Origin of the sequence: Aeromonas sp. 61P (assembly GCF_051919545.1) — a bacterium.
GTDB classification, from domain to species: Bacteria; Pseudomonadota; Gammaproteobacteria; order Enterobacterales; family Aeromonadaceae; genus Aeromonas; species Aeromonas veronii.
The window spans coordinates 4,011,200-4,030,362 of the sequence record NZ_JBQBEL010000001.1 but is presented as its reverse complement, the minus strand read 5'-3'; the positions used below and the strand labels follow the sequence as shown (position 1 = coordinate 4,030,362).

Sequence of the window (19,163 nt, the reverse complement as noted above, 5' to 3'; positions counted from 1 at the left end):
GCGATGAAGAGAGGTTGGTTGTGGTGGGGAAGTGGCGCTGTGGTAGCGGTGGCTGCTCTGGCATGGTGGTGGCGACCGCAGCCGACGCAGATCAGGCTGGCTGAGGTCGGGCGGGGGGATGTGCTGGTCACTGTGGTCAACACTCGGGCTGGCACCATCAAGTCGTGTCAGCGGGCCGGGCTCAGTCTGCCCGGTGGCGGCGTGGTGGAGCAGATCGCCGTCAAGGCCGGGGAGCGGGTAGCCCGGGGAGATCTGCTGCTGACCCTCTGGAGTGACGATATTCACGCCGATCTTGCCCGTGCCCGGGCCCAGCAGGCGCTCGGCAAGACCCAGCGTGAGGAGCGTTGCAGCGAGGCTGCCTACTACGAGCGGGAGGCCAAGCGGCTGGCCACCTTGCTGGCCAAAAACCTCACCTCTCGCACCCTCGCCGAGCAGGCCCAGAATCTGGCCGATACCCGCCGCTATGTCTGTCAGGCATCCCGTCAGCAGGAGCGGGTTGACGAGGCGCAGGTCGCCCAGGTGGAGGCCCGCCTGAGCGAGCGTCGCCTGCTGGCGCCGTTTGCCGGTGTGGTGGCGGAGGTCAACAGCAAGCTGGGTGAATACATGACTCCCTCACCGCCCGGAGTGGCCATGCCTCCGGTTATCGATCTCATCGACGATCGCTGTCTCTATGTTTCAGCCCCCATCGATGAGGTGGATGCAGCCCGCCTCAAGGTGGGCCAGTCTGCCCGGGTACTGCTCGATGCCATGCCCGGGCGCGATCTTGCCGCCACCGTCACCCGTATCGCCCCCTATGTGAAGGAGCTGGAGAAGCAGGCCCGCACCGTGGAGGTGGAGGCGGCGCTCACTGCCCTACCCACCGATGTCCCCCTGCTTATCGGCTACAGCGCCGACCTTGAAGTCGAGGTGACCCGCGCCACCAATGTGCTGCGGGTAGCGGCCAGCAGCCGGGCCGACGATGGCAGCGTGCTGCGGCTGGAAGGGGATAAGCTGGTGCGGGTGGTACCCCGCTGGGGTGTGGAGAACTGGAACTGGATTGAAGTCGCCGAGGGGCTCGCCGCCGGTGATCGGCTGGCGGCCCAGCCCGGACAGATTGTCGGGGAGGGCCCTTTCAGCGCCGATACGGAGCAGACGGATGAGTGATCTCATTCGCCTTGATGCAGTCAGCCGTCGTTTCACTCTGGGGGGGAGCGAAGTGGCTGCCCTCGACCGCGTTTCCCTGCGGGTTGCCGAGGGGGAGTATCTGGCGGTGATGGGCCCCTCGGGCTCCGGCAAATCGACCCTGCTCAATGTGCTGGGGCTGCTGGATCGGCCCGATGAGGGGCGTTACTGGCTGGGAGGGGAGGATACCGCCACTCTGTCAGAGCCGGCGCTGGCCCAGCTGCGCGGCCATCGCATCGGCTTCGTGTTCCAGTCGTTTCACCTTATCTCCCGCCTCACCGCCCGTGAAAACGTCGAGCTGCCGCTGATGTTGTGCGGGATCGCCCCCGCCGAGCGCCATTGCCGAAGCCAGCAGTTGCTGGGGGAGCTGGGGCTGGAGAACCGGGCCGGGCACCGCCCCGCCGAGCTCTCCGGCGGTCAGCGTCAGCGGGTAGCCATCGCCCGTGCCATGGCGATGGCGCCGCGGCTAATCCTGGCCGACGAGCCCACCGGCAATCTCGACTCCCGCTCCGGGGAGGAGGTGATTAGCCTGCTGGAGGGGCTCAACCGGGAGCAGGGGATCACGCTGGTGGTGGTGACCCACGATCCGCGCCTCGGTGAGCGTGCGGGCAGGCGGATCCTGATGAACGATGGCCGCATCAACATTGATAGCGGCGGTGGCTGAATGCGGCGCCCCGATGTGATCCGCTTTGCCGCCGTGGCCCTGCTGCGCCAGCGCTCACGGGCGCTGGTCTTGATCCTGGCGGTGAGTTTGAGCGTCACCTCGGTGCTGCTGCTCACCGCGCTGGGGGAGGGGGCGAGGCGCTATGTGGCCGACCAGTTCAGCTCCCTTGGCAAGGATCTGCTGGTGATGTTCCCGGGCCGCAAGGAGACCACCGGCGGGCTGCCGCCGGTCACCGGCAACAGTCTGCGGCAGATCACCCTCGATGACATGCACTACCTTGGCCAGCACCAGCCAAACGTGCGGCTGGTGCCGCTGGTGATGGGCTTTGCCGAGGCCAAACAGGGGGCGCGGTTGCGTCAGACCATGCTGCTTGGCAGCAGCAACGGGCTGCGCGATACCCACGGGCTGGAACTGCTCTCCGGCCGCTGGCTGCCGGGGGATGCCGCAGAGGATCGACCGGCCGTCCTGCTCGGGGCCAAGGTGGCCCGTGAGCTGTTCGGTCAGGCCGATCCGGTCGGACAGTGGCTGCGTTTTGACAATCGCCGCTTTCGGGTGGTGGGGGTCTTCACCAGCCAGAGCAGCAATCTGGGGATGGACATGGCCGAGGCGGCGCTGATCCCTGTCGGTAGCGCCATGCGGCTGTTCAATACCGAGGGGCTGTTTCGGCTGCTGATCCAGCCGCTGGCGGGGCAAGCCGTGCCGCCGCTGGTCAAGCGGCTGGAGCAGCTGATGCAGGGGCGCCACGGGGGGCTCGATGTGACAGTGGTGCGCCGCGACGCCATGCTGGCCACCTTCTCCACCATTCTCTCGACCCTCACCCTGGCAGTTGCCGGCATTGGCGCCATCAGCCTGCTGGTCTCCGGCATCATGATGATGAATCTGGCGCTGATCAGCACCCGCCAGCGCACCGGCGAGATCGGCCTGCTCAAGGCGCTGGGGGCCGACAGTCGCCAGATCCGCCAGCTGTTTTTGTGGGAGGCGCTGTTGCTGAGCGGCAGTGGCGCGCTGTTTGGCACTGTCTTGGGCTACGCCCTGGTTGCCCTCGCCGGGTTGTTGTGGCCCGGATTTCCGGCGGCTGTCCCTCTGCTCGCTACTTTCTGCACCATACCGGCGGCCCTGCTGACCGGGCTGTTTTTTAGCTGGCTGCCCGCCTCCCGTGCGGCACGGCAAGATCCGGTCAGCAGCCTGCGCAGCGGGCAGTGGAGCGGTGGCTGATGCGCGCCGCCGATCTGCTGTTCTGGCTCTGGCGCGCCTTGCTGGCTGGGCGCAGTCGCAGCCTGCTGTCGGCGCTGGGCATCGCTATCGGGATCGCCTCGGTGACCCTGCTCACCGGTATCGGCGAGGGGCTCAGGCTCTATCTGCTCGACAGTTTCTCCCAATTCGGCACCCGGCTGATCGCCGTGACCCCGGGCAAGACCGAAACCGCCGGCGGCCCGCCCGGCATCCTCTCCAGCAGCCGTCCTCTGCTGCTGGAGGATGCCGATGCCCTCGCCAGATTGGCAGGGGTAGAGGCGGCGCTTCCTGTGGTACAGGGGCAAGGGGAGGTGCGCAGCCGTGGGCTCACCCGCAGCACCGCCATTCTGGGCACCGGCCCGGCGGCGCTCTCCGGCTGGCGACTCACCCTGGTGCTGGGGCGTTTTCTGCCTGCGGACGACAGTGCCATGCCCCGCGCCTATGCGGTGCTGGGGGCCAAGGTGGCGGCTGAGCTGTTTCCCGGCGGAGATGCGCCGGGCAGTTTGCTGCGGGCCGGTGATCGCCGTTTTCGGGTGGCCGGGGTGCTGGCGCCCAAGGGGCAATTTCTCGGCTTTGATCTGGACGACATGATCTATCTGCCCGCCGCTCACGCCCAGGCGCTGTTCAACAAGGAGGGGCTGCAGGAGATCGACGTCATCTATCGCGCCGGGCAGGCGGAGGCCGAGATCACCGCCCAGATCCGGCGGGTGCTGATCGCCCGCCATGGCGCCGAGGACTTCACCCTCACCTCCCAGCAGGATATGCTGACCAGCCTCGACAAGATCCTTTCCATCATCAAGCTGGCGGTTGGCGGGCTCGGCATTATCTCGCTGCTGATCGGGGCGGTCGGCATCTTCAGCATCATGAGCATCGCCCAGCAGGAGCGGATCCCCGAAGTGGGCTTGCTGATGGCGCTGGGTTGCCCACGGCGGCGCATTCTATTGCTGTTCCTGCTCGAAGCCGTGGTGCTGGCGCTGCTGGGCGGGGCCATGGGGCTGGCCCTGCTCGGCGGGCTAAAACTGCTGCTCACCCTGCTGGCGGCCGGCTTGCCGCTCACCCTCCATCCTCTCTATCTGCTGCTGGCGCTCGGTTGCAGCGCCCTGATCGGTCTGCTGGCCGGGGTCGCTCCTGCGCTGCGGGCGGTGCGTCTCGACCCCGTGGTGGCCCTGCGGGGTGACTAGGCCGCCCCTTTCGCAAGAGTCGCATTACGCTCGGGTCTGAGCAGAGGGGGACTAGGCGACCACCTCCGCAACCGACAGGCTGCGCTCTGATCTGAACAGGGGAAAGTAGCGGCGATCCGCCTGACTCATGTGGCCGACCACCAGCTCCTGAATGATAAAGTTGAGCAGCTCGTCGTTGCCCAATGTCCCCGCTTTGGCGGCGTGCAGCAGTTGGCTCGCTTTGTTGAGCAGGCGCTGGTGATCCTGACGGTGGCTGATGAGTTCCCGATAGTCGATCTCCGCCAGCATCTGCTCTTCAAAGGCGAAGTGATGACGGGCCATGTCGAACAGGCTCTCCAGACTCTCCAGAAACGGGGCCGGATCCTCGTGCTGATCTTTCATCCGCTCCAGCAGCCGGTTGGTCAATACGAAAAGCTGGCGATGCTCGGCATCGATGCGCGGGTGACCGCACTCGTGGCCGGGTTGCCACAGCAGGGCGCCCTGCTCGGGATCAAGCCCTTCGGTATAGAGGCAGACCCGGCCGCGGCCGCGATTCTTCGCCTGATACATGGCCTGATCGGCGTGGTGCATCAGCGTCTTGGCATCCTCCCCGTGCTCTGGATAGAGCGCCAGCCCGATACTGCTGGAGATGAGCAGCTCCTGCCCCTCCAGCTGGAACGGATGGCGCAGCTGCTGGTGCAGCTTGTCGGCGACCGCCAGCACTTCGTCGCCACTTTCCGGCAGCAAGATAACGAACTCGTCCCCCCCCAGCCGTGCCACCAGATCCTGTTTGCGCACGCAGTGGCTCATCCGCTCGGCCACCATATTGAGCAGAATATCCCCGGTCTCATGGCCGAAGGTGTCGTTGATCGGCTTGAAGTGATCGAGATCGATAAACATCAGCGCCAGCGGACGGGGTGCCTCCTGCTCCATCAGCTCCTTAAGCCGTTGTTGCAGCAAGCGGCGATTGGGCAGCCCGGTGAGGGGATCGTAGAAGGCGAGGCGGCGCATCATCTCCTCCCGTGCTGCCCGCTCGGTGATATCCCGGGTGACCCCGAGGATCGCCTCCGGCTGGGCATTGTGGTTGCCATGGAGGGTGGTGATGGTCTCGGTCGCCACCAGATGGCCATCCTTGTGGCGCAGCTGGGTGCGAATGACCCGGCGGGTCTGGTCATGCTCTCCCCGCTGCCATGCCTCCAGGGTTGCGGAGATCTCCTCACGCAGCAGTTTCCTTGAGGCATCCGGCAGCAGCTGTTTGAGGGGCAGGGCAAACAGCTCTGGGGCCTCGTAGCCGCTCAGGGGGGCGATAGCCGGGCTGACGTAGCGAAAGCGCAAGCTGGCGGCATCCATGGTCCAGATCACATCGGCGCTGTTCTCCGCCACGAAGCGATAGTGCTGTTCGCTCTGGGCCAGTTCACGGGTCAGCCGCTGGCGATCCCGCGCCTCCTCGCGCAGGCGCAGATAGAGGTGCAAGAAGATGCCGAGTAGGGTCATCAGGGTAAAGGTGATAAGCATGGCCACCGCCACGCTCTTGTCGAGCAGCAGCCGTTGCTGGCGCAGCCTCTCCTGCGCCGGGTCGTAGATAAAGCGGTCGAGGTTGGGCAATACCGTGAGCATGCCCGCCTCCAGATAGGTTTTGGCGATCTGCAGCCAGCGCTCCTGCTGCATGTAGCCAGGTTCGATCGGATCCGGCTGCATCAGCGCTCTGGTTTCGCGAGCCTCGAACTCCAGCTGTTCACGGCCAGCCCCGGTCGGGTACTGCTCCATGATGAGGTTGATCATCTCTTCGGGGTGGTCCATCGCATAACGCCACCCCTTGAGGCTGGCCTGCTGGAAGGCGTAGACCCGATCCTGTCGGGTGATCAGCTCCCGTTCGGAGGTAAACAGGTTGTCGCCGTAGAAGTCGAAGTCGATGGTGCGCGGACTGAAAACCCGATAGGGGATGCCTCTTTGCTGCAGATAGAAGGGCTCGGTAGTGCTGTAGGCACTGATGGCATCCACCTTGCCCGCCAGCAGTGCCTGTATCCCCTGTTTGTATGGGAGGGTGACCCAGTCGCGGCTGCGGGTCTGGTGAGAAAGGTAGGTCAGCAGCTCGTTGGAGCCAGGCTCCAGCATCAGTCGCTTGTTGGCCAGATCGGCCGGGTTGCGAATATCTGGCCGATCCAGCGTGAGCAGAACCAGTGGCGAGTGCTGCAGCAGGGCGGCGAGCACCACCACCGGACGACCGGCAGCCCGATCCAGCAGCAGATCACTGCCGCTGATGCCAAAATGGGCCTTTCCCGAGATCACCTCGCTGACCACATCGGTGCGGGAGTCCGCTTCGCGCAGGGTGACATGCAGACCGGCCTCCCGATAAAACCCTTTGGCGATGGCCGCGTAGTAACCGGCAAACTGGAACTGGTGTTGCCACGGCAACTGGACGATGACCTGCTCGCCGGCTCGCACTGGGGGAGAGGTCAGGGTCGCGATGACCATACCGACCAGCATTGGCAGAAACCAGCTGAGGGGCTGGCGGGGGGCTGCGTTCTCCGTCATACAACGTTTCTCTCGGGAGCGGTGTCTAGGCTAGATTCAAGCAATTTTGTGTAACCTGCAAGGGGAGAAAAGGCGTTTGCAATGGGGTATAGGGGAGTTGGAAAGTCATTTTTGTGTCGTTCATCACACGGGATGGATACATGCCGTTTTTTTTGCAAGTTATGTGACCAATAAGAGAGTCATATGGCCTATCGAAGTGGTCGCATTCTAGCCACTTTTTCCCGTCTTTATCGTTATCATTGTGGCTAAACTGCATTTTTTCCGTGGTTGCACGTCAACCTGTGTCGTTATATCAATAGATACTTTTATGGGGCAGTCAGGTGTGACGCAAATGTGTCGCGGCTGCTGCGCACCGGTTAATGTGAAACGGCTCAGTGACGGTACCCCGTCAGTGTTATCATGTTGTCCCCAGTTCCGGATAAGGTCTTTTTATGTCCCGCTTGCGTCTGCTTGTCTCCGACTCTCACGATCCGCTGTTCAATCTGGCCGTCGAGGAGTGCATATTCCGCCAGATGGACCCCGGCCAGCGGGTGCTGTTCCTCTGGCGCAACGCCAATACCGTGGTGATCGGTCGTGCCCAGAATCCGTGGAAGGAGTGCAACACCCGCCGCATGGAAGAGGACGAGGTCACTCTGGCGCGTCGCAGCAGCGGTGGTGGCGCCGTGTTCCACGACCTTGGCAACAGCTGTTTTACCTTCATGGCGGGCAAGCCGGAGTATGACAAGAGCATCTCCACCGCCATCGTGCTGGACGGGCTCAAGCGATTGGGGATCGAGGCGTTTGCCTCCGGTCGCAACGATCTGCTGGTGGCCACCCCGGACGGGGAGCGCAAGGTATCGGGGTCGGCCTATCGGGAGACTCTGGATCGCGGATTCCACCACGGCACCCTGCTGCTGGACGCCGATCTCGGCCGCCTTGCCAACTACCTCAACCCCGACCCCAAGAAGCTGGCGGCCAAGGGGATCACCTCGGTGCGCAGCCGGGTGGCCAATCTGTGCGAACTGTTGCCAGGGATCGGTCATCAACAGGTGAGTGAGGCGCTGGTCGAGGCCTTCTTCCACCATTACGGCGCGCGAGTTGAGCCCGAGCAGATCTCCCCCGAGCAGATGCCGGATCTGCCGGGCTTTGCCGAGACCTTCGCCCGCCAGCGCAGCTGGGAGTGGAACTATGGCCATGCCCCGGCCTTCAGCCATCTGCTGGAGGAGCGGTTCAGCTGGGGCGGGGTGGAGTTGCACTTTGATGTGGAGAAAGGGGTCATCACCCGGGCGCAGCTCTTTAGCGATACTCTGGAGCCGGCCCCGTTTGATCGGTTGGCGGCCGAACTGGCGGGTTGCGGCTATCGACCGGACGCTGTTTCCGCACGCCTGCAGCACTGGCTGGCGGCCTTCCCGCAGCAGCAGAGTGAGCTGACGGAGTTTGCTCGGTGGCTGTTGGCCTCCCTGCGTTGAGGGGAGCGCTGTACTGGTGGCGGTCCGGTAGTGAGGGCGCTGTCAGCCAGGATGGGAGCAAGATCACGAAATATAAAGAGGCGCCTCAAAGGCGCCTTTTTGCCAGCCCTTGTGATGGCTGATACATGACAAAAAGTAGGGTAGGCCATTAGATATTGTCACTGTCGGCCCCGCTGGTACAGGGGTATAACGGCCGCACATTTGCTGTACTAATGGTATAAAAATGAGTGACTTAGTTTATCTGCAAGACGAAAGCGTCAATGCCGTCCACCCCGATTTCTCCGCCCGTTTCGCCACCGTCAAAGCCAACTTTTTCTCGCGCAATCCCGATCTCTGGCCCGTTTTTCGCGAACCCGGATTTGCCACCCTCAACGAATTTCGGGCCCGTGGCCTGGCCCCCGATGCCCGCCTGAATGCCTGGCCTGATGGCCGTGCCCGCCTGGCCGATCTCTGCGAGACCATGCCGGTGCCCGCCACCATGCGCACCCCGGGCGAGCCGATGGCCGAGCTGTTGTTTGCCGCCGCGCTGTCGAAGGATTGGGAGAACCCCTCCAGCGTCGAGAATGTCATCACTATGTCGGCGGATCCCGCTATCTATGGCGCCCAGCTGGGCATTTTGGCCAACCCCAATCTGGTCTACTCCGAATATGCCGGAGTGGCCGAGGAGCTGGAGAAGAAGGTGGTGCGCCAGATTGCGCTGCTGGCAGGCTATGATCCCGAGCGCGCCACCGGCATCTTCACCCAGGGGGGGACCTTCTGTAACCTCTACGGCTACCTGCTCGGCATTCGCAAAAGCCTGCCGGAGGCCAAGCACAAGGGGCTCGGTCACTATCAGGATTACCGCATCATCAACTCTCAGGGGGGGCATTACTCCAACATCACCAACCTCTCCCTGCTCGGGGTCGACATCGAGAACAAGACCATCCGCATTCAGGTCGGCGAGAACAACGACATCGATCTCGACCACCTCGAGCGCACCCTGACCGCCTGTTTTGCCCTGAAACACGTGGTGCCGACCATCATGCTCACCATGGGCACCACCGACACCTTCGGTGTGGATCAGGTGAAACCAGTTTTCGAGCTGCGCAATCGCCTCTGCGAGCAGTTCGAAGTGGCGGTCAAGCCCCATATCCACGTGGATGCCGCCATCGGCTGGTCGATGATCTTCTTCCTGGGTTACGACTTTGCCGCCAACCCGCTCGCCATCAACAGCGCGACTCTGGCGGGGATCGAGCGCAACGTGGCACGCTTTGCCGAGCTGAAATATGCCGACTCCTTTACCGTCGACTTCCAGAAGTGGGGTTATGTGCCCTACACCTCCAGTCTGGTGATGATTAAAGAGCAGGATGACCTCAAGGCGATGGAGAATGACCCGGAGAACTTCTCCTACTTCGAGCGGGACATTCAGGGCCAGACCCACCTGCAATCCACCATCGAGTGCTCCCGTGGCGCGAGTGGTCTGTTCGGTGCCTATGCGGCGCTCAACTATATGGGGGTCGAGGGGTATCGCATCGTGCTGGCCCACTGCCTGCAAAATGCCAACTACTTCCGCTATCGCCTGAGTCAGCTTGGCAACGTCAAGCTGGTGGCGCAGGAGAATCAGGGGCCGAGTGTCGGCTTCAAGATCTACAACCCCGAGTGGGTGAGCGATCCGGAGGCCGAGTTCGCCTTCGAGCTGGCCCGCTCCAGCGACCCTGCCTACAAGGCGCGCTTGCAGCGCAACACCGATTACCACCGCGGCCTGTTCAAGGGGCGCGGCAAGGTGGGGCTCTACACCAACTGGGTGGAGGCGGTGGCCCATTCCGACTATGACGCACGGGGCAAATATTCCTACATCGCAGGGGAGAAGGTCGTCTTTATGAACCCCGCCTGCACCCGCGAGCAGATCGACGCCTTTATCGACCATATTCGCGGTTGATGGCGGTTGCCCTGACTGCCGAGCGCGGTCAATGGTGGCAAGAGATGGTTGGGGTGTATCACGCCAACAGATAGACAAAGGGCAAGCCAATTGGCTTGCCCTGCTGTTTTTACGGCATAGAGCTTAAGTAGTGGGGAAGGTCGGGTTCAGAGAGCCAGCAGTTGCTCGTTTTCGACAATCTCGCACCCGGCGGGCAGTTTCGAGAGGGCGATCATGGCGCGGGCCACCTGACGGGCCTCGATGGCGCGCCAGCGGACGAGCTTGCCCACCAGCAGCGGCCGAAACAGCGGGTAGATGGTCTGAAAGATCTGCTCGGAGAGGCGCGGTGGCTGGCGATCTCCGAGCAGCATGGCGGGCCGCACGATGGCGAGCCGTGGCCAGTATTGGGCCAGCAGGGCCTGCTCCATCTCCCCCTTGGTTCGCGGATAGAGAGCCGGTGACGATGCGCTGGCCCCCATGCTCGAGACCACGATGAGCCGTTGACAACCGTGGCGGCGGGCCAGTTCGGCAAAGGCGATCACATAGTCGAGATCGACCCGGCGAAACGCCTCGGCAGAGCCTGCTTCCTTGCGGGTGGTACCGAGGGCACAGAAGGCGATATCCACCGGGCGGGAGAGGGTGACGCTGGCCAGATCATCAAAATTGACCGGCAGCCAGTGGTGTGCCTCCTTGCCCGGCTTGCGACAGAGCAGGGTCAGTTCATGTTCGGCAGGCAGTTGCTGCAGCAGTTCGCGACCGATCAGGCCGCTGGCTCCGGCAATCAGGATCCGGCTCATGGGGATGCTCCCTGTGTCATTCGATGGTGTTGATGCCATGGTGGCTGTTCATCAGCATCAGGCAATTTGCGGGCAGCTGCAATGGGGAGAAATGACTCAGTGTTGTCGGGCAGGATGAATTACGCGGGACTGGATAAAACAAAACCGGCGCGAGGCCGGTTTTGCGGAATATCAGAGCGGGGTATTGAAGGCTGCTGGCAGCGGGAAGTCACCCGTCACTGTGGTCAGCCTGTCGTTGGCGAAGGTGACAGTGAGCTCTTTGCGCTCCTTGTCGCCGTGGCCCGGCTGGAATTCATAGAGGTAGTACCAGGTGTTGGGGTCAAAGCCGTCACGCAGCATGGGGGTCCCCAGCACATAGCTGACCTGCTCGCGGGTCATCCCCTGGCGCAGTTTGTCGACCTGTTTTTGTTCCACATAGTTGCCCTGGGGAATATCGATACGATAGACCAGGCTGCAACCGGAGAGGGTGAGGGCGGTCAAAGCCGCGGCAATCAGGTGTTTCATCCGCATATCGAGTTCAGATCATCCATACAGTCTTTTTGGCTCGGCAAATCATACCGACTCCCTCCACGGAAGTAAAAAGCCATTGATCCATCAGCCAATAAAAAGGGCCGCACTGCGACCCTTTCTGGCAATCCGGCAGCCGTCACATCGCCGCGCGGAAGATGGCGACGATCTCTTCGTGGCTCGCCTGTTTCGGGTTGGTGAAGCCGCAGGCATCTTTCAGGGCGTTGCTGGCCAGGGTATCGAAGTCATCGGCCTTGACGCCGAGCTGCTCCAGACCGGCCGGGATCTTCACATCCAGCGCCAGCTGCTTGATGGCGGCAATGGCCGCGGCAGCGCCCTGTTCGTCGCTCATGGCGCTCACGTCAACACCCATATAGCGGGCTACATCCTTCAGACGAGCCGCGCTCACCTGAGCGTTGAACGCCTGAACGTGGGGCAGCAGCACGGCGTTGCAGACACCGTGGGGCAGGTCATAGAAACCGCCCAGCTGGTGGGCCATGGCGTGCACATAGCCCAGGCTTGCGTTGTTGAAGGCCATGCCGGCCAGGAACTGGGCGTAGGCCATCTGCTCGCGGGCATGCAGGTCATCGCCATGGTGAACGGCGGTGCGCAGGTGCTTGGCAATCAGCTCGATGGCCATCACGGCGCTGGCATCGGTCACCGGGGTGGCGATGGTGGAGACATAGGCCTCGATGGCGTGGGTCAGGGCATCCATACCGGTGGCGGCGGTGAGACCCGCTGGCTTGGCCAGCATCAGCTCGGGATCGTTGACCGACATCAGCGGGGTAACGTGCTTGTCGATGATGGCCATTTTCACGTGGCGCGCTTCGTCGGTGATGATGCAGAAGCGGGTCATCTCGGAGGCGGTACCGGCGGTGGTGTTGATGGCGATAAGCGGCAGTTGCGGTTTGGCGGAGCGATCCACCCCTTCGTAATCCTTGATGCTGCCACCGTTGGCGGCGACCAGCGCGATGCCCTTGGCGCAGTCGTGGGGCGAGCCGCCACCCAGCGAGATGACACAATCACAGCCGTTGGCCTTGATCATCGCCAGACCCGCTTCGACGTTGCTGGTAGTGGGGTTGGGTTTGGTCTCATCGAAAACAGCGCTTTCAATGCCATGTTCAGCCAACAGGGTGGTGAGCTTGGCGACCACGCCGATCTGGTTGAGAATTTTGTCGGTGACGATCAGCGCCTTGCGGTAGCCGTAACCCTTGATATCGGCAGCAGCCTCTTGCAGACAGCCGGCACCCATCAGGTTGATAGCGGGAATATAGAACTTGAATGTAGCCATGATGGACTTCCTATAGTTAGCCATTAAGTGGTATTTGAGAGCTAGGCTACCATCTAGAAAGGGATACAAAAGCATCTTGTTTACAACTTTACGGGGTCGATCACGAGTCGTTAATTAAGCGCTGAACCAGGCTTGACTTTCCCGCATCTGACTCGATTTGCAGAAAAACGTTTGTCAATTATTTCATTGAGTTAGCAAACGTTTTGCGTAATGTTTGTCACTGTCAATGCGTGGAAGTGTGAGGCGCTTCAAGGAATTGGAAAGCGCTTTCGACCATAGTTGGCGCCTCCCCGAAGAGGGGGGTAAAGGCTTGAAAGTATCATAAAGAATCATCTTAATTTGCGTCCTGACCATGCTGGCAGGGGGCAACCAGGAGTCCAATATGTCTGATGTATTTCACTTGGGTTTGAAGAAAGCTGATCTGCAAGGCGCCACCCTGGCGATCGTCCCCGGTGACCCCGAGCGTGTAAAGCGTATCGCAGAGCTGTTGGATAACCCGGTACACCTGGCCAGCCATCGTGAATTCACTACCTGGCGTGGCGAGATGGACGGCAAGGCCGTGATCATCTGCTCTACCGGTATCGGTGGCCCGTCCACCTCCATCGCAGTGGAAGAGCTGGCCCAGCTGGGTATCCGCACCTTCCTGCGTATCGGCACCACCGGCGCCATCCAGCCGCACCTGAACGTGGGTGACGTGATCGTGACCACCGGTTCCGTGCGCCTCGACGGTGCCAGCTTGCACTTCGCACCGATGGAGTTCCCGGCTGTTGCCGACTTCGACTGCACCACCGCGCTGGTTAACACCGCCAAAGAGATGGGCTCCAAGCTGCACATCGGTGTGACTGCCTCCTCCGACACCTTCTACCCGGGTCAGGAGCGTTACGACACCGTATCCGGCCGCGTAGTGAGCCGTTTCCAGGGTTCCATGAAAGAGTGGCAAGCCATGGGCGTGCTGAACTATGAGATGGAATCTGCAACCCTGCTGACCATGTGCTCCAGCCAGGGCCTGCGTGCCGGTATGGTGGCTGGCGTTATCGTCAACCGTACCCAGCAAGAGATCCCGAACGCCGAGACCATGGCGAAGACCGAATCTGATGCCATCAAGATCGTACTGGGCGCTGCCCGCAAGCTGATCTGATAGCACCACAAAGAGTGGGGGGTGGGGGCCGTTGCGAAAGCGCGGCCCCTATCTTTATCCGCCATTTGTCCCTTTTCTTCTCGCGTCACGCCTTTCTCTATTCCCGCCGCACTCGCGTCTATTGCCATCTACTGACGGCCTCTACTGATTGCTCCTAAAAAGGCGCGGCACAGCGGATCTGCATCGGCTCGCCGCTCACCGGATGAGCAAAATCCAGCTCGCTGGCATGCAGCATCAGCCGCGGCGCCTGTTCGCAGCCGGGTTGCTGCAGGCCGCCATAGAGATCGCAGCCGAGGATGGGGTGGCCCAGCAACTGACTGTGGATGCGCAGCTGATGGGTGCGGCCGGTCTCCGGCACCAGTCGTACCCGGGTCAAAGGCACGGTCTGCCCCTGCATCTGCAACTCCAGCCGCTCAATCACCTGATAGTGGGAGCGGGCGGGTTTGCCGCTGGCGGCGCAGATCTTCATCAGCGGAAAGAGGGCCGGATCCTTGGCGATGGGGGCGTCGATAACCCCTTCGTCGTCAATCAGATGACCGCACAGCAGGGCGCTGTAGGCTTTGCTCACCGCCCGCTGGCTGAACTGCTGGCAGAGCAGGGCATTGATGGCCTTGTTTCTGGCGACCACCATGATGCCTGAGGTGCCAAAATCTAGGCGATGCACCAGGGTGCAGCCTGGGAAATCCTGCACCAGTCGATAGTGAACCGAGTCGAGGTTCTGCGGGTTCTTGCCCGACAGACTCAGCAGGCCGCTCGGCTTGTTGATGAGCAGCAGGTGCTCATCTTCGAACAGGATCTCGATGGCGGCACTGCAGGGCGGGGCGATAAAGGTGTCGACGATAACGGACATAGGGCGCACGGGCAGAAAACGGGGGTCGATCATACCCGAACCGGCACGGCCGGGCGAATGGGCGGTGCGCTGTTTCGGAGAATGATCGGGATGGCTTTATGCAACCTCTTGATAATGAGCCGTGTTGAGCGAGGCGGTGTGCCGTGCAAACCGCCTTGGTCAGCAACAAGGCCCCGTTTTGTGACCCCTTCCCGAGTTCATCCGAGGCTTGCTTGTTAAGGTATGGCTCCCTGTTATGTTGTAAGGACTCATCCCATGGCACTGCCCGTTATTCTTGATTGTGATCCCGGCCACGACGACGCCATCGCCCTCATTCTGGCGCTGGCCAGCCCTGAACTGAAGGTGCTGGCGGTCACCACCAGTGCGGGCAACCAGACGCCGGACAAGACCCTCAACAATGCCCTGCGCATCCTCACCTTGCTGGGGCGGGACGATATTCCGGTGGCGGCCGGGGCGCCGAAACCGCTGGCCCGCGAGTTGATTATCGCCGACAACGTCCATGGCGAATCGGGCCTCGATGGCCCCAAGTTGCCGGATCCCGCCTTTGCACCGCAGGGGATGACGGGGATCGAGTTGATGGCCAGATGTCTGCGAGAGAGCCCGGAGCCCGTGACTCTGGTGCCGACCGGCCCACTCACCAATATCGCCCTGCTGCTGGCGGCTCACCCCGAGCTAAAACCCAGGATTGCCCGCATCGTGCTGATGGGGGGCGCCGCAGGGGCCGGCAACTGGACGCCTGCGGCGGAATTCAATATTTATGTGGACCCGGAAGCTGCCGATATGGTGTTCAAGTCGGGCATCCCAATTACCATGTGTGGCCTTGATGTGACCCATGAGGCGCAAGTGATGGATGAGGATATCGAGCGGGTGCGCGCCATCACCAATCCGGTGGCCCAGTGCGTGGCCGGTCTGCTCGACTTTTTCATGATCTACCATCGGGATCCCAAGTGGGGATTTGCTGGTGCACCGCTGCACGACCCCTGTACCATTGCCTGGTTGCTGGCTCCCGAGCTGTTCCACGGGGTCGAGTGCCGGGTCGATATCGAGACCAGCGGGGTGCATACCGTGGGGATGACGGTGGTGGATCGTTATGGTCTGACCGGCAAGCCAGCCAATGCGCTGGTATTGTTGGGGCTGGATCGTCCGGGCTTTATCGATCTGCTGGTGACGCGGCTGCGGGCGTTTGACTGAGCGCCGGTTCATTTTTGCAAGAAGGGGCGGGGAATGTGGAAGAGAGGCTTGGTGCTGCTGGCCGGGTTGCAACTGACAGGCTGTGCGACGCCATTCGAGCGGATGTGGCAGGGGCTGGCGACCTGTGAATTTACCGATCTCTATGTGGATGAGACGGGCAGGCCTGCCAATCTACAGCTGGCCAACTACACCCCCTACAAGGTGAGCGACGGCTTTGCCTGGTACAAGGTGCACGAGGAGCTGCACGGCTTGCCGGTGGTCGGTTTTATCGTGCCAGCCTCCAGCTTCGAAGTGCACGCCCTCTTTGTCGATACCCCCATCGCCAACGCCCGCCGGCTGACCCACAACGCCTACGGCAGCGAGTTTGGCGACGAGCAGAAGCATGACGAGGGGTTGGCGCCCCTGCTGCTGCGCGATCCCAACAACCCCAAGCGCTCCATCATCGACTGCACCCGCGGCGAGTCTGACGGGGAGCTTGAGGATTCGGCCATGCCCGAGTAGAGCCACCTGTCACGCCATCGGCCTGAAAAAAGAGGGGCCAGCCTTGCCGGCTGGCCCCTCTTTAATTTAAAGCAGAGTGTGATTGCAGAGCGGTTCTCGGATCAGGGATAGCTCAACGTCTCTTTGATAAGCGGCAGTTGAGCCTTGATCCACGCCGGGTTGATGGGGCCCCAGTCGCTGATGCGGTAGTGCCCCTGCAGATGGCGAGCCCCCTCGGTCTGCTCGAAGGCGCAGCTGATATCGAGTTCGGCCAGTGCCGTCAGGGTATCCTGCGCGGTGCGGCGCGGCATGCCGGTTGCCTCCATGATGGCAGGCACCGTATCCGTGCCCTGACTGATCAGCCAGGCCACGTAGAGTCGCCGGTAAAAGCTGGTGCGGGTCTTGCTCGGCTCACTCATAGCTCGTCCTCAAGACGATCGAAGTAGCGCCAGGTCGCAATGGCTGCCTTGCCCATCACCAGCGCCCAGAGGCCGAACCAGAACCAGCGGAAGAAGCTCCAGGTGGAGGCGTCAGGCTCTGTGCTCTCAATCTTGGTGACGTTGGGGAACATGGAGAACATATTCACGCGCCAGCCGTAGGAGGTAATGATGGCCAGGCGTTTCTCGAACTCCATCGACTTGGCCTTGGCCTGGACGTCGGCGGCGTTGAATTTGAAGTAGAAGGGCCAGCCCCACTCGGTATCTTCATTGCGAAACACCCGGATCTTCTCGCCGGGGCGCTCGGTGTAGATGTAATAGACGTCGGTGGTGGGGCCGTCAGCCGGGTTTTTCTGGCTGATGGGGCCATCCTTGTCGGTGCGCTTCACCTCGACCCCGGTGATGGTGGCGATGGTGTGCTCCGGCAGGTAGTAGTCGAGCCAGGCGGCGGAAATGAGGGCGATGAGCCCCAGGGCGATAAAAGCGGGTTTCTTGAATCTCAGGCTCATGGTGTTCTCACGTGAGGGGGAGTGACGTGCCTCTACCATACTCACATTTGCCCCCTCAGCCCAGCCCCTTATGGCACCAACGGCCAAAAAATGGCGTTTAAAACAGAGACAAAGCCATTGCTCCATCAACAAGAAAGGCCCTTGCGGGCCTTTTTGTCTGGTTCACTTTGTGCGCTTACAGCTGGAATTGGGCCAGCTGCTTGCGTTGCTGCTCGGCGAGCTGGGAGAGCTCGTTGCTGGCACTGGCGCTCTGGCTGATGCCGGCAGAGCTCTGGCTCACGATCTCGTGAATATTGGTGATGTTGCGGTTGATGTCGGCGGTGACGCAGGACTGCTCCTCGGCGGCGGTGGCGACCTGGGCGTTGGCGTCGTTGATCTGGCGCACGGCACCGGTAATGCCGCTTAGCAGATCCTGCACCTGAGCGGACAAGCGCTGGTTATGGCTGAGGATCTCCAGAGTCTCCTGTACGCCGTTGTTGGCGGATTGGGACTGGCTCTGCAGCCGCTCGATGATGGCCTGGATCTCCTTGGTGGAGTCCTGGGTGCGGGCTGCCAGCATTCTCACCTCGTCGGCCACCACCGCAAAGCCGCGCCCCGTTTCACCGGCTCGTGCCGCTTCGATGGCGGCATTGAGCGCCAGCAGGTTGGTCTGCTCGGAGATCCCCTGAATCACTTCAATTACCTTGCCGATCTGCTCGGACTGGGATTTGAGCTGAGCCACGATGGCGGCGGCATCTTCCAGACTGCCTGCCATCCGGCTGTTGGCGGCGATGCTTTCGGTAAAGAGAGCGAGCCCCTGTTCGACCCGGCCATTGGCATCCCGCGCCAGCTCGTCGGCGATGGCGGCGTTGTGGTTGACGTTGTCAGCGGTGCTGGAGAGTTCGGTCACGGCGGAGGCGACCTGTTCGATCTCGCTGTGCTGCTGCTTTGCATTGGCCTCGGACTGGGTCATCACGGCGGCCAGCTCGGTGGCGGCGGAGGCGACGCTGTTGCTGATCCCGGTCAGGTTCTCGATGGTGCTACCAAGTTGCCCCAGAGTGAGGTTGATATCTTTGGCCAGACGGGTCAGCTCGTTGTTGCCCTCCGCTTTGGCGCGCACGTTGAAGCGCCCTTGCGCCACGGCGTGCATCACCTCTTGCAGCTGACTGATGGGGCTGACGATGCGCCCGGAGAGGACCCAGCCACAGATCAGCGCCGCCAGCAGGGTACCGGCGGTGAGCAGCAGGGTACGCAGCAGGGTGGCGTCGTAGTGGGCCTGCTCTTCGGCCAGCTCTTGCTGGATCAGCTGGTTGATGTGGGCGGACATGCTGTCTATCTGCTTGATCAGCTGTTCACCCAGCTCGCGGAAATGGAGGCGAGCCGCCTCGTAGGCGACCGGATCGCCGCCACCCTGATGTTTTTGCGCCAGCAGCGGCAGCATGTTGCTGCGGGTATGGCTGAGGTAGGCCTGCAGGGCGGCAGCGACCTGACGGTTATCCTGCTCGGCACCGGGGAGCACCAGACGGCCGAGGATGGCGTTGATCTCCTGCTCGGCGCTGTTGAGGTTTGCGGGCAGTGCAGCAAACAGCTTGGCATCGTAGAGGCCATAGATGGCGCTGGTGCGCAGCCGGTAGGTGGCGTGGATCAGTTTGGCAATATCGTCCTTGTGCTGGACCACGCTCTGGGTCGTCTCATCTATGTCATTGATGGCTTCATCCAGCCCCTGTTTGCTGATGGCGATCATCACCATCATCAGCAGGCTGGCCAGCAACAAAGGTATCAAGACCTGGACACGTATTGATAGATTATTCAATGACATAAATGGCTCTAATCCGGAATTGGAGGAGCCGACATCTTACACATGCACGTCAGGAGCTGTCACAGGC

The 19,163-nt window shown here is 61.9% G+C and carries 17 protein-coding genes; 9 read left to right on the top strand and 8 right to left on the bottom strand.

The window, feature by feature from the left end; genetic code table 11:
* Positions 1 to 3: 3 nt before the first annotated feature.
* Genes ACTG2O_RS18815 through ACTG2O_RS18800 form a run of 4 tightly spaced genes read left to right on the top strand, consistent with a single transcriptional unit; the run spans position 4 to position 4,239 of the window.
* Positions 4 to 1,143 carry an efflux RND transporter periplasmic adaptor subunit gene (locus tag ACTG2O_RS18815; protein WP_439976474.1) on the top strand — a complete coding sequence of 380 codons (1,140 nt, stop codon included), beginning with the start codon at positions 4 to 6 and terminating at the stop codon, positions 1,141 to 1,143.
* Complete coding sequence (locus ACTG2O_RS18810; RefSeq protein WP_439976473.1) at positions 1,136 to 1,825, top strand: ABC transporter ATP-binding protein; 690 nt, start codon at positions 1,136 to 1,138, stop codon at positions 1,823 to 1,825. Before ACTG2O_RS18815 ends, ACTG2O_RS18810 begins: the two co-directional genes overlap by 8 nt.
* The gene (locus ACTG2O_RS18805) at positions 1,826 to 3,040 is read left to right on the top strand and encodes an ABC transporter permease (protein WP_236284591.1); all 1,215 of its coding nucleotides are present in this window, start codon (positions 1,826 to 1,828) and stop codon (positions 3,038 to 3,040) included.
* A complete protein-coding gene (locus ACTG2O_RS18800; protein WP_236284592.1) occupies positions 3,040 to 4,239 on the top strand; it encodes an ABC transporter permease in 1,200 nt (399 codons plus the stop codon). The genes ACTG2O_RS18805 and ACTG2O_RS18800 overlap by 1 nt, the downstream gene beginning before the upstream one ends.
* A 51-nt stretch (positions 4,240 to 4,290) precedes the next feature.
* Here ACTG2O_RS18800 and ACTG2O_RS18795 read toward each other — a convergent pair whose 3' ends face one another.
* Complete coding sequence (locus ACTG2O_RS18795; RefSeq protein WP_439976472.1) at positions 4,291 to 6,753, bottom strand: diguanylate cyclase domain-containing protein; 2,463 nt, start codon at positions 6,751 to 6,753, stop codon at positions 4,291 to 4,293.
* A gap of 431 nt (positions 6,754 to 7,184) precedes the next feature.
* Here ACTG2O_RS18795 and ACTG2O_RS18790 point away from each other — a divergent pair, with 431 nt between their 5' ends.
* Both ACTG2O_RS18790 and ACTG2O_RS18785 read left to right on the top strand, forming a co-directional pair.
* Positions 7,185 to 8,201, top strand: a complete 1,017-nt coding sequence (locus ACTG2O_RS18790; RefSeq protein WP_439976471.1) for a lipoate--protein ligase A — start codon at positions 7,185 to 7,187, stop codon at positions 8,199 to 8,201.
* A 223-nt stretch (positions 8,202 to 8,424) separates the two neighbouring features.
* Positions 8,425 to 10,119, top strand: coding sequence for a pyridoxal phosphate-dependent decarboxylase family protein (locus ACTG2O_RS18785; RefSeq protein ID WP_439976470.1), 1,695 nt, complete (start codon positions 8,425 to 8,427; stop codon positions 10,117 to 10,119).
* Positions 10,120 to 10,265: 146 nt separating this feature from the next.
* On the opposite strand, the gene ACTG2O_RS18780 is transcribed toward ACTG2O_RS18785, so the two are convergent.
* From ACTG2O_RS18780 to yiaY, 3 genes are all read right to left on the bottom strand, one after another.
* Positions 10,266 to 10,895, bottom strand: a complete 630-nt coding sequence (locus ACTG2O_RS18780) for an NAD(P)H-binding protein (protein ID WP_139429013.1) — start codon at positions 10,893 to 10,895, stop codon at positions 10,266 to 10,268.
* 171 nt (positions 10,896 to 11,066) lie between these two features.
* On the bottom strand, positions 11,067 to 11,405 hold the full coding sequence (gene bamE, locus ACTG2O_RS18775) for an outer membrane protein assembly factor BamE (protein WP_005337980.1): 339 nt from the start codon (positions 11,403 to 11,405) through the stop codon (positions 11,067 to 11,069).
* Between the two features lie 136 nt (positions 11,406 to 11,541).
* A complete protein-coding gene (gene yiaY / locus ACTG2O_RS18770) occupies positions 11,542 to 12,693 on the bottom strand; it encodes an L-threonine dehydrogenase (RefSeq protein WP_005359322.1) in 1,152 nt (383 codons plus the stop codon).
* A gap of 382 nt (positions 12,694 to 13,075) precedes the next feature.
* Here yiaY and udp point away from each other — a divergent pair, with 382 nt between their 5' ends.
* Positions 13,076 to 13,831 carry a uridine phosphorylase gene (udp, locus tag ACTG2O_RS18765; RefSeq protein ID WP_005337975.1) on the top strand — a complete coding sequence of 252 codons (756 nt, stop codon included), beginning with the start codon at positions 13,076 to 13,078 and terminating at the stop codon, positions 13,829 to 13,831.
* Between the two features lie 154 nt (positions 13,832 to 13,985).
* On the opposite strand, the gene ACTG2O_RS18760 is transcribed toward udp, so the two are convergent.
* Positions 13,986 to 14,681, bottom strand: a complete 696-nt coding sequence (locus tag ACTG2O_RS18760; RefSeq protein ID WP_439976675.1) for an RluA family pseudouridine synthase — start codon at positions 14,679 to 14,681, stop codon at positions 13,986 to 13,988.
* Between the two features lie 255 nt (positions 14,682 to 14,936).
* Between ACTG2O_RS18760 and rihA the strand changes: the two genes are divergently transcribed.
* Together rihA and ACTG2O_RS18750 are read left to right on the top strand one after the other, a co-directional pair.
* Complete coding sequence (gene rihA / locus ACTG2O_RS18755) at positions 14,937 to 15,872, top strand: pyrimidine-specific ribonucleoside hydrolase RihA (RefSeq protein ID WP_236284595.1); 936 nt, start codon at positions 14,937 to 14,939, stop codon at positions 15,870 to 15,872.
* A 33-nt stretch (positions 15,873 to 15,905) separates the two neighbouring features.
* Positions 15,906 to 16,373 carry a hypothetical protein gene (locus ACTG2O_RS18750; protein WP_005337958.1) on the top strand — a complete coding sequence of 156 codons (468 nt, stop codon included), beginning with the start codon at positions 15,906 to 15,908 and terminating at the stop codon, positions 16,371 to 16,373.
* 101 nt (positions 16,374 to 16,474) lie between these two features.
* Here ACTG2O_RS18750 and ACTG2O_RS18745 read toward each other — a convergent pair whose 3' ends face one another.
* The 3 genes from ACTG2O_RS18745 to ACTG2O_RS18735 all read right to left on the bottom strand — a co-directional run bounded on the left by ACTG2O_RS18745 (position 16,475) and on the right by ACTG2O_RS18735 (position 19,096).
* Complete coding sequence (locus tag ACTG2O_RS18745; RefSeq protein ID WP_005337957.1) at positions 16,475 to 16,771, bottom strand: winged helix-turn-helix domain-containing protein; 297 nt, start codon at positions 16,769 to 16,771, stop codon at positions 16,475 to 16,477.
* Complete coding sequence (locus ACTG2O_RS18740; protein WP_005350438.1) at positions 16,768 to 17,298, bottom strand: DUF1523 family protein; 531 nt, start codon at positions 17,296 to 17,298, stop codon at positions 16,768 to 16,770. The genes ACTG2O_RS18745 and ACTG2O_RS18740 overlap by 4 nt, the downstream gene beginning before the upstream one ends.
* A gap of 175 nt (positions 17,299 to 17,473) precedes the next feature.
* A complete protein-coding gene (locus ACTG2O_RS18735; protein ID WP_181222146.1) occupies positions 17,474 to 19,096 on the bottom strand; it encodes a methyl-accepting chemotaxis protein in 1,623 nt (540 codons plus the stop codon).
* Positions 19,097 to 19,163 lie beyond the last annotated feature (67 nt).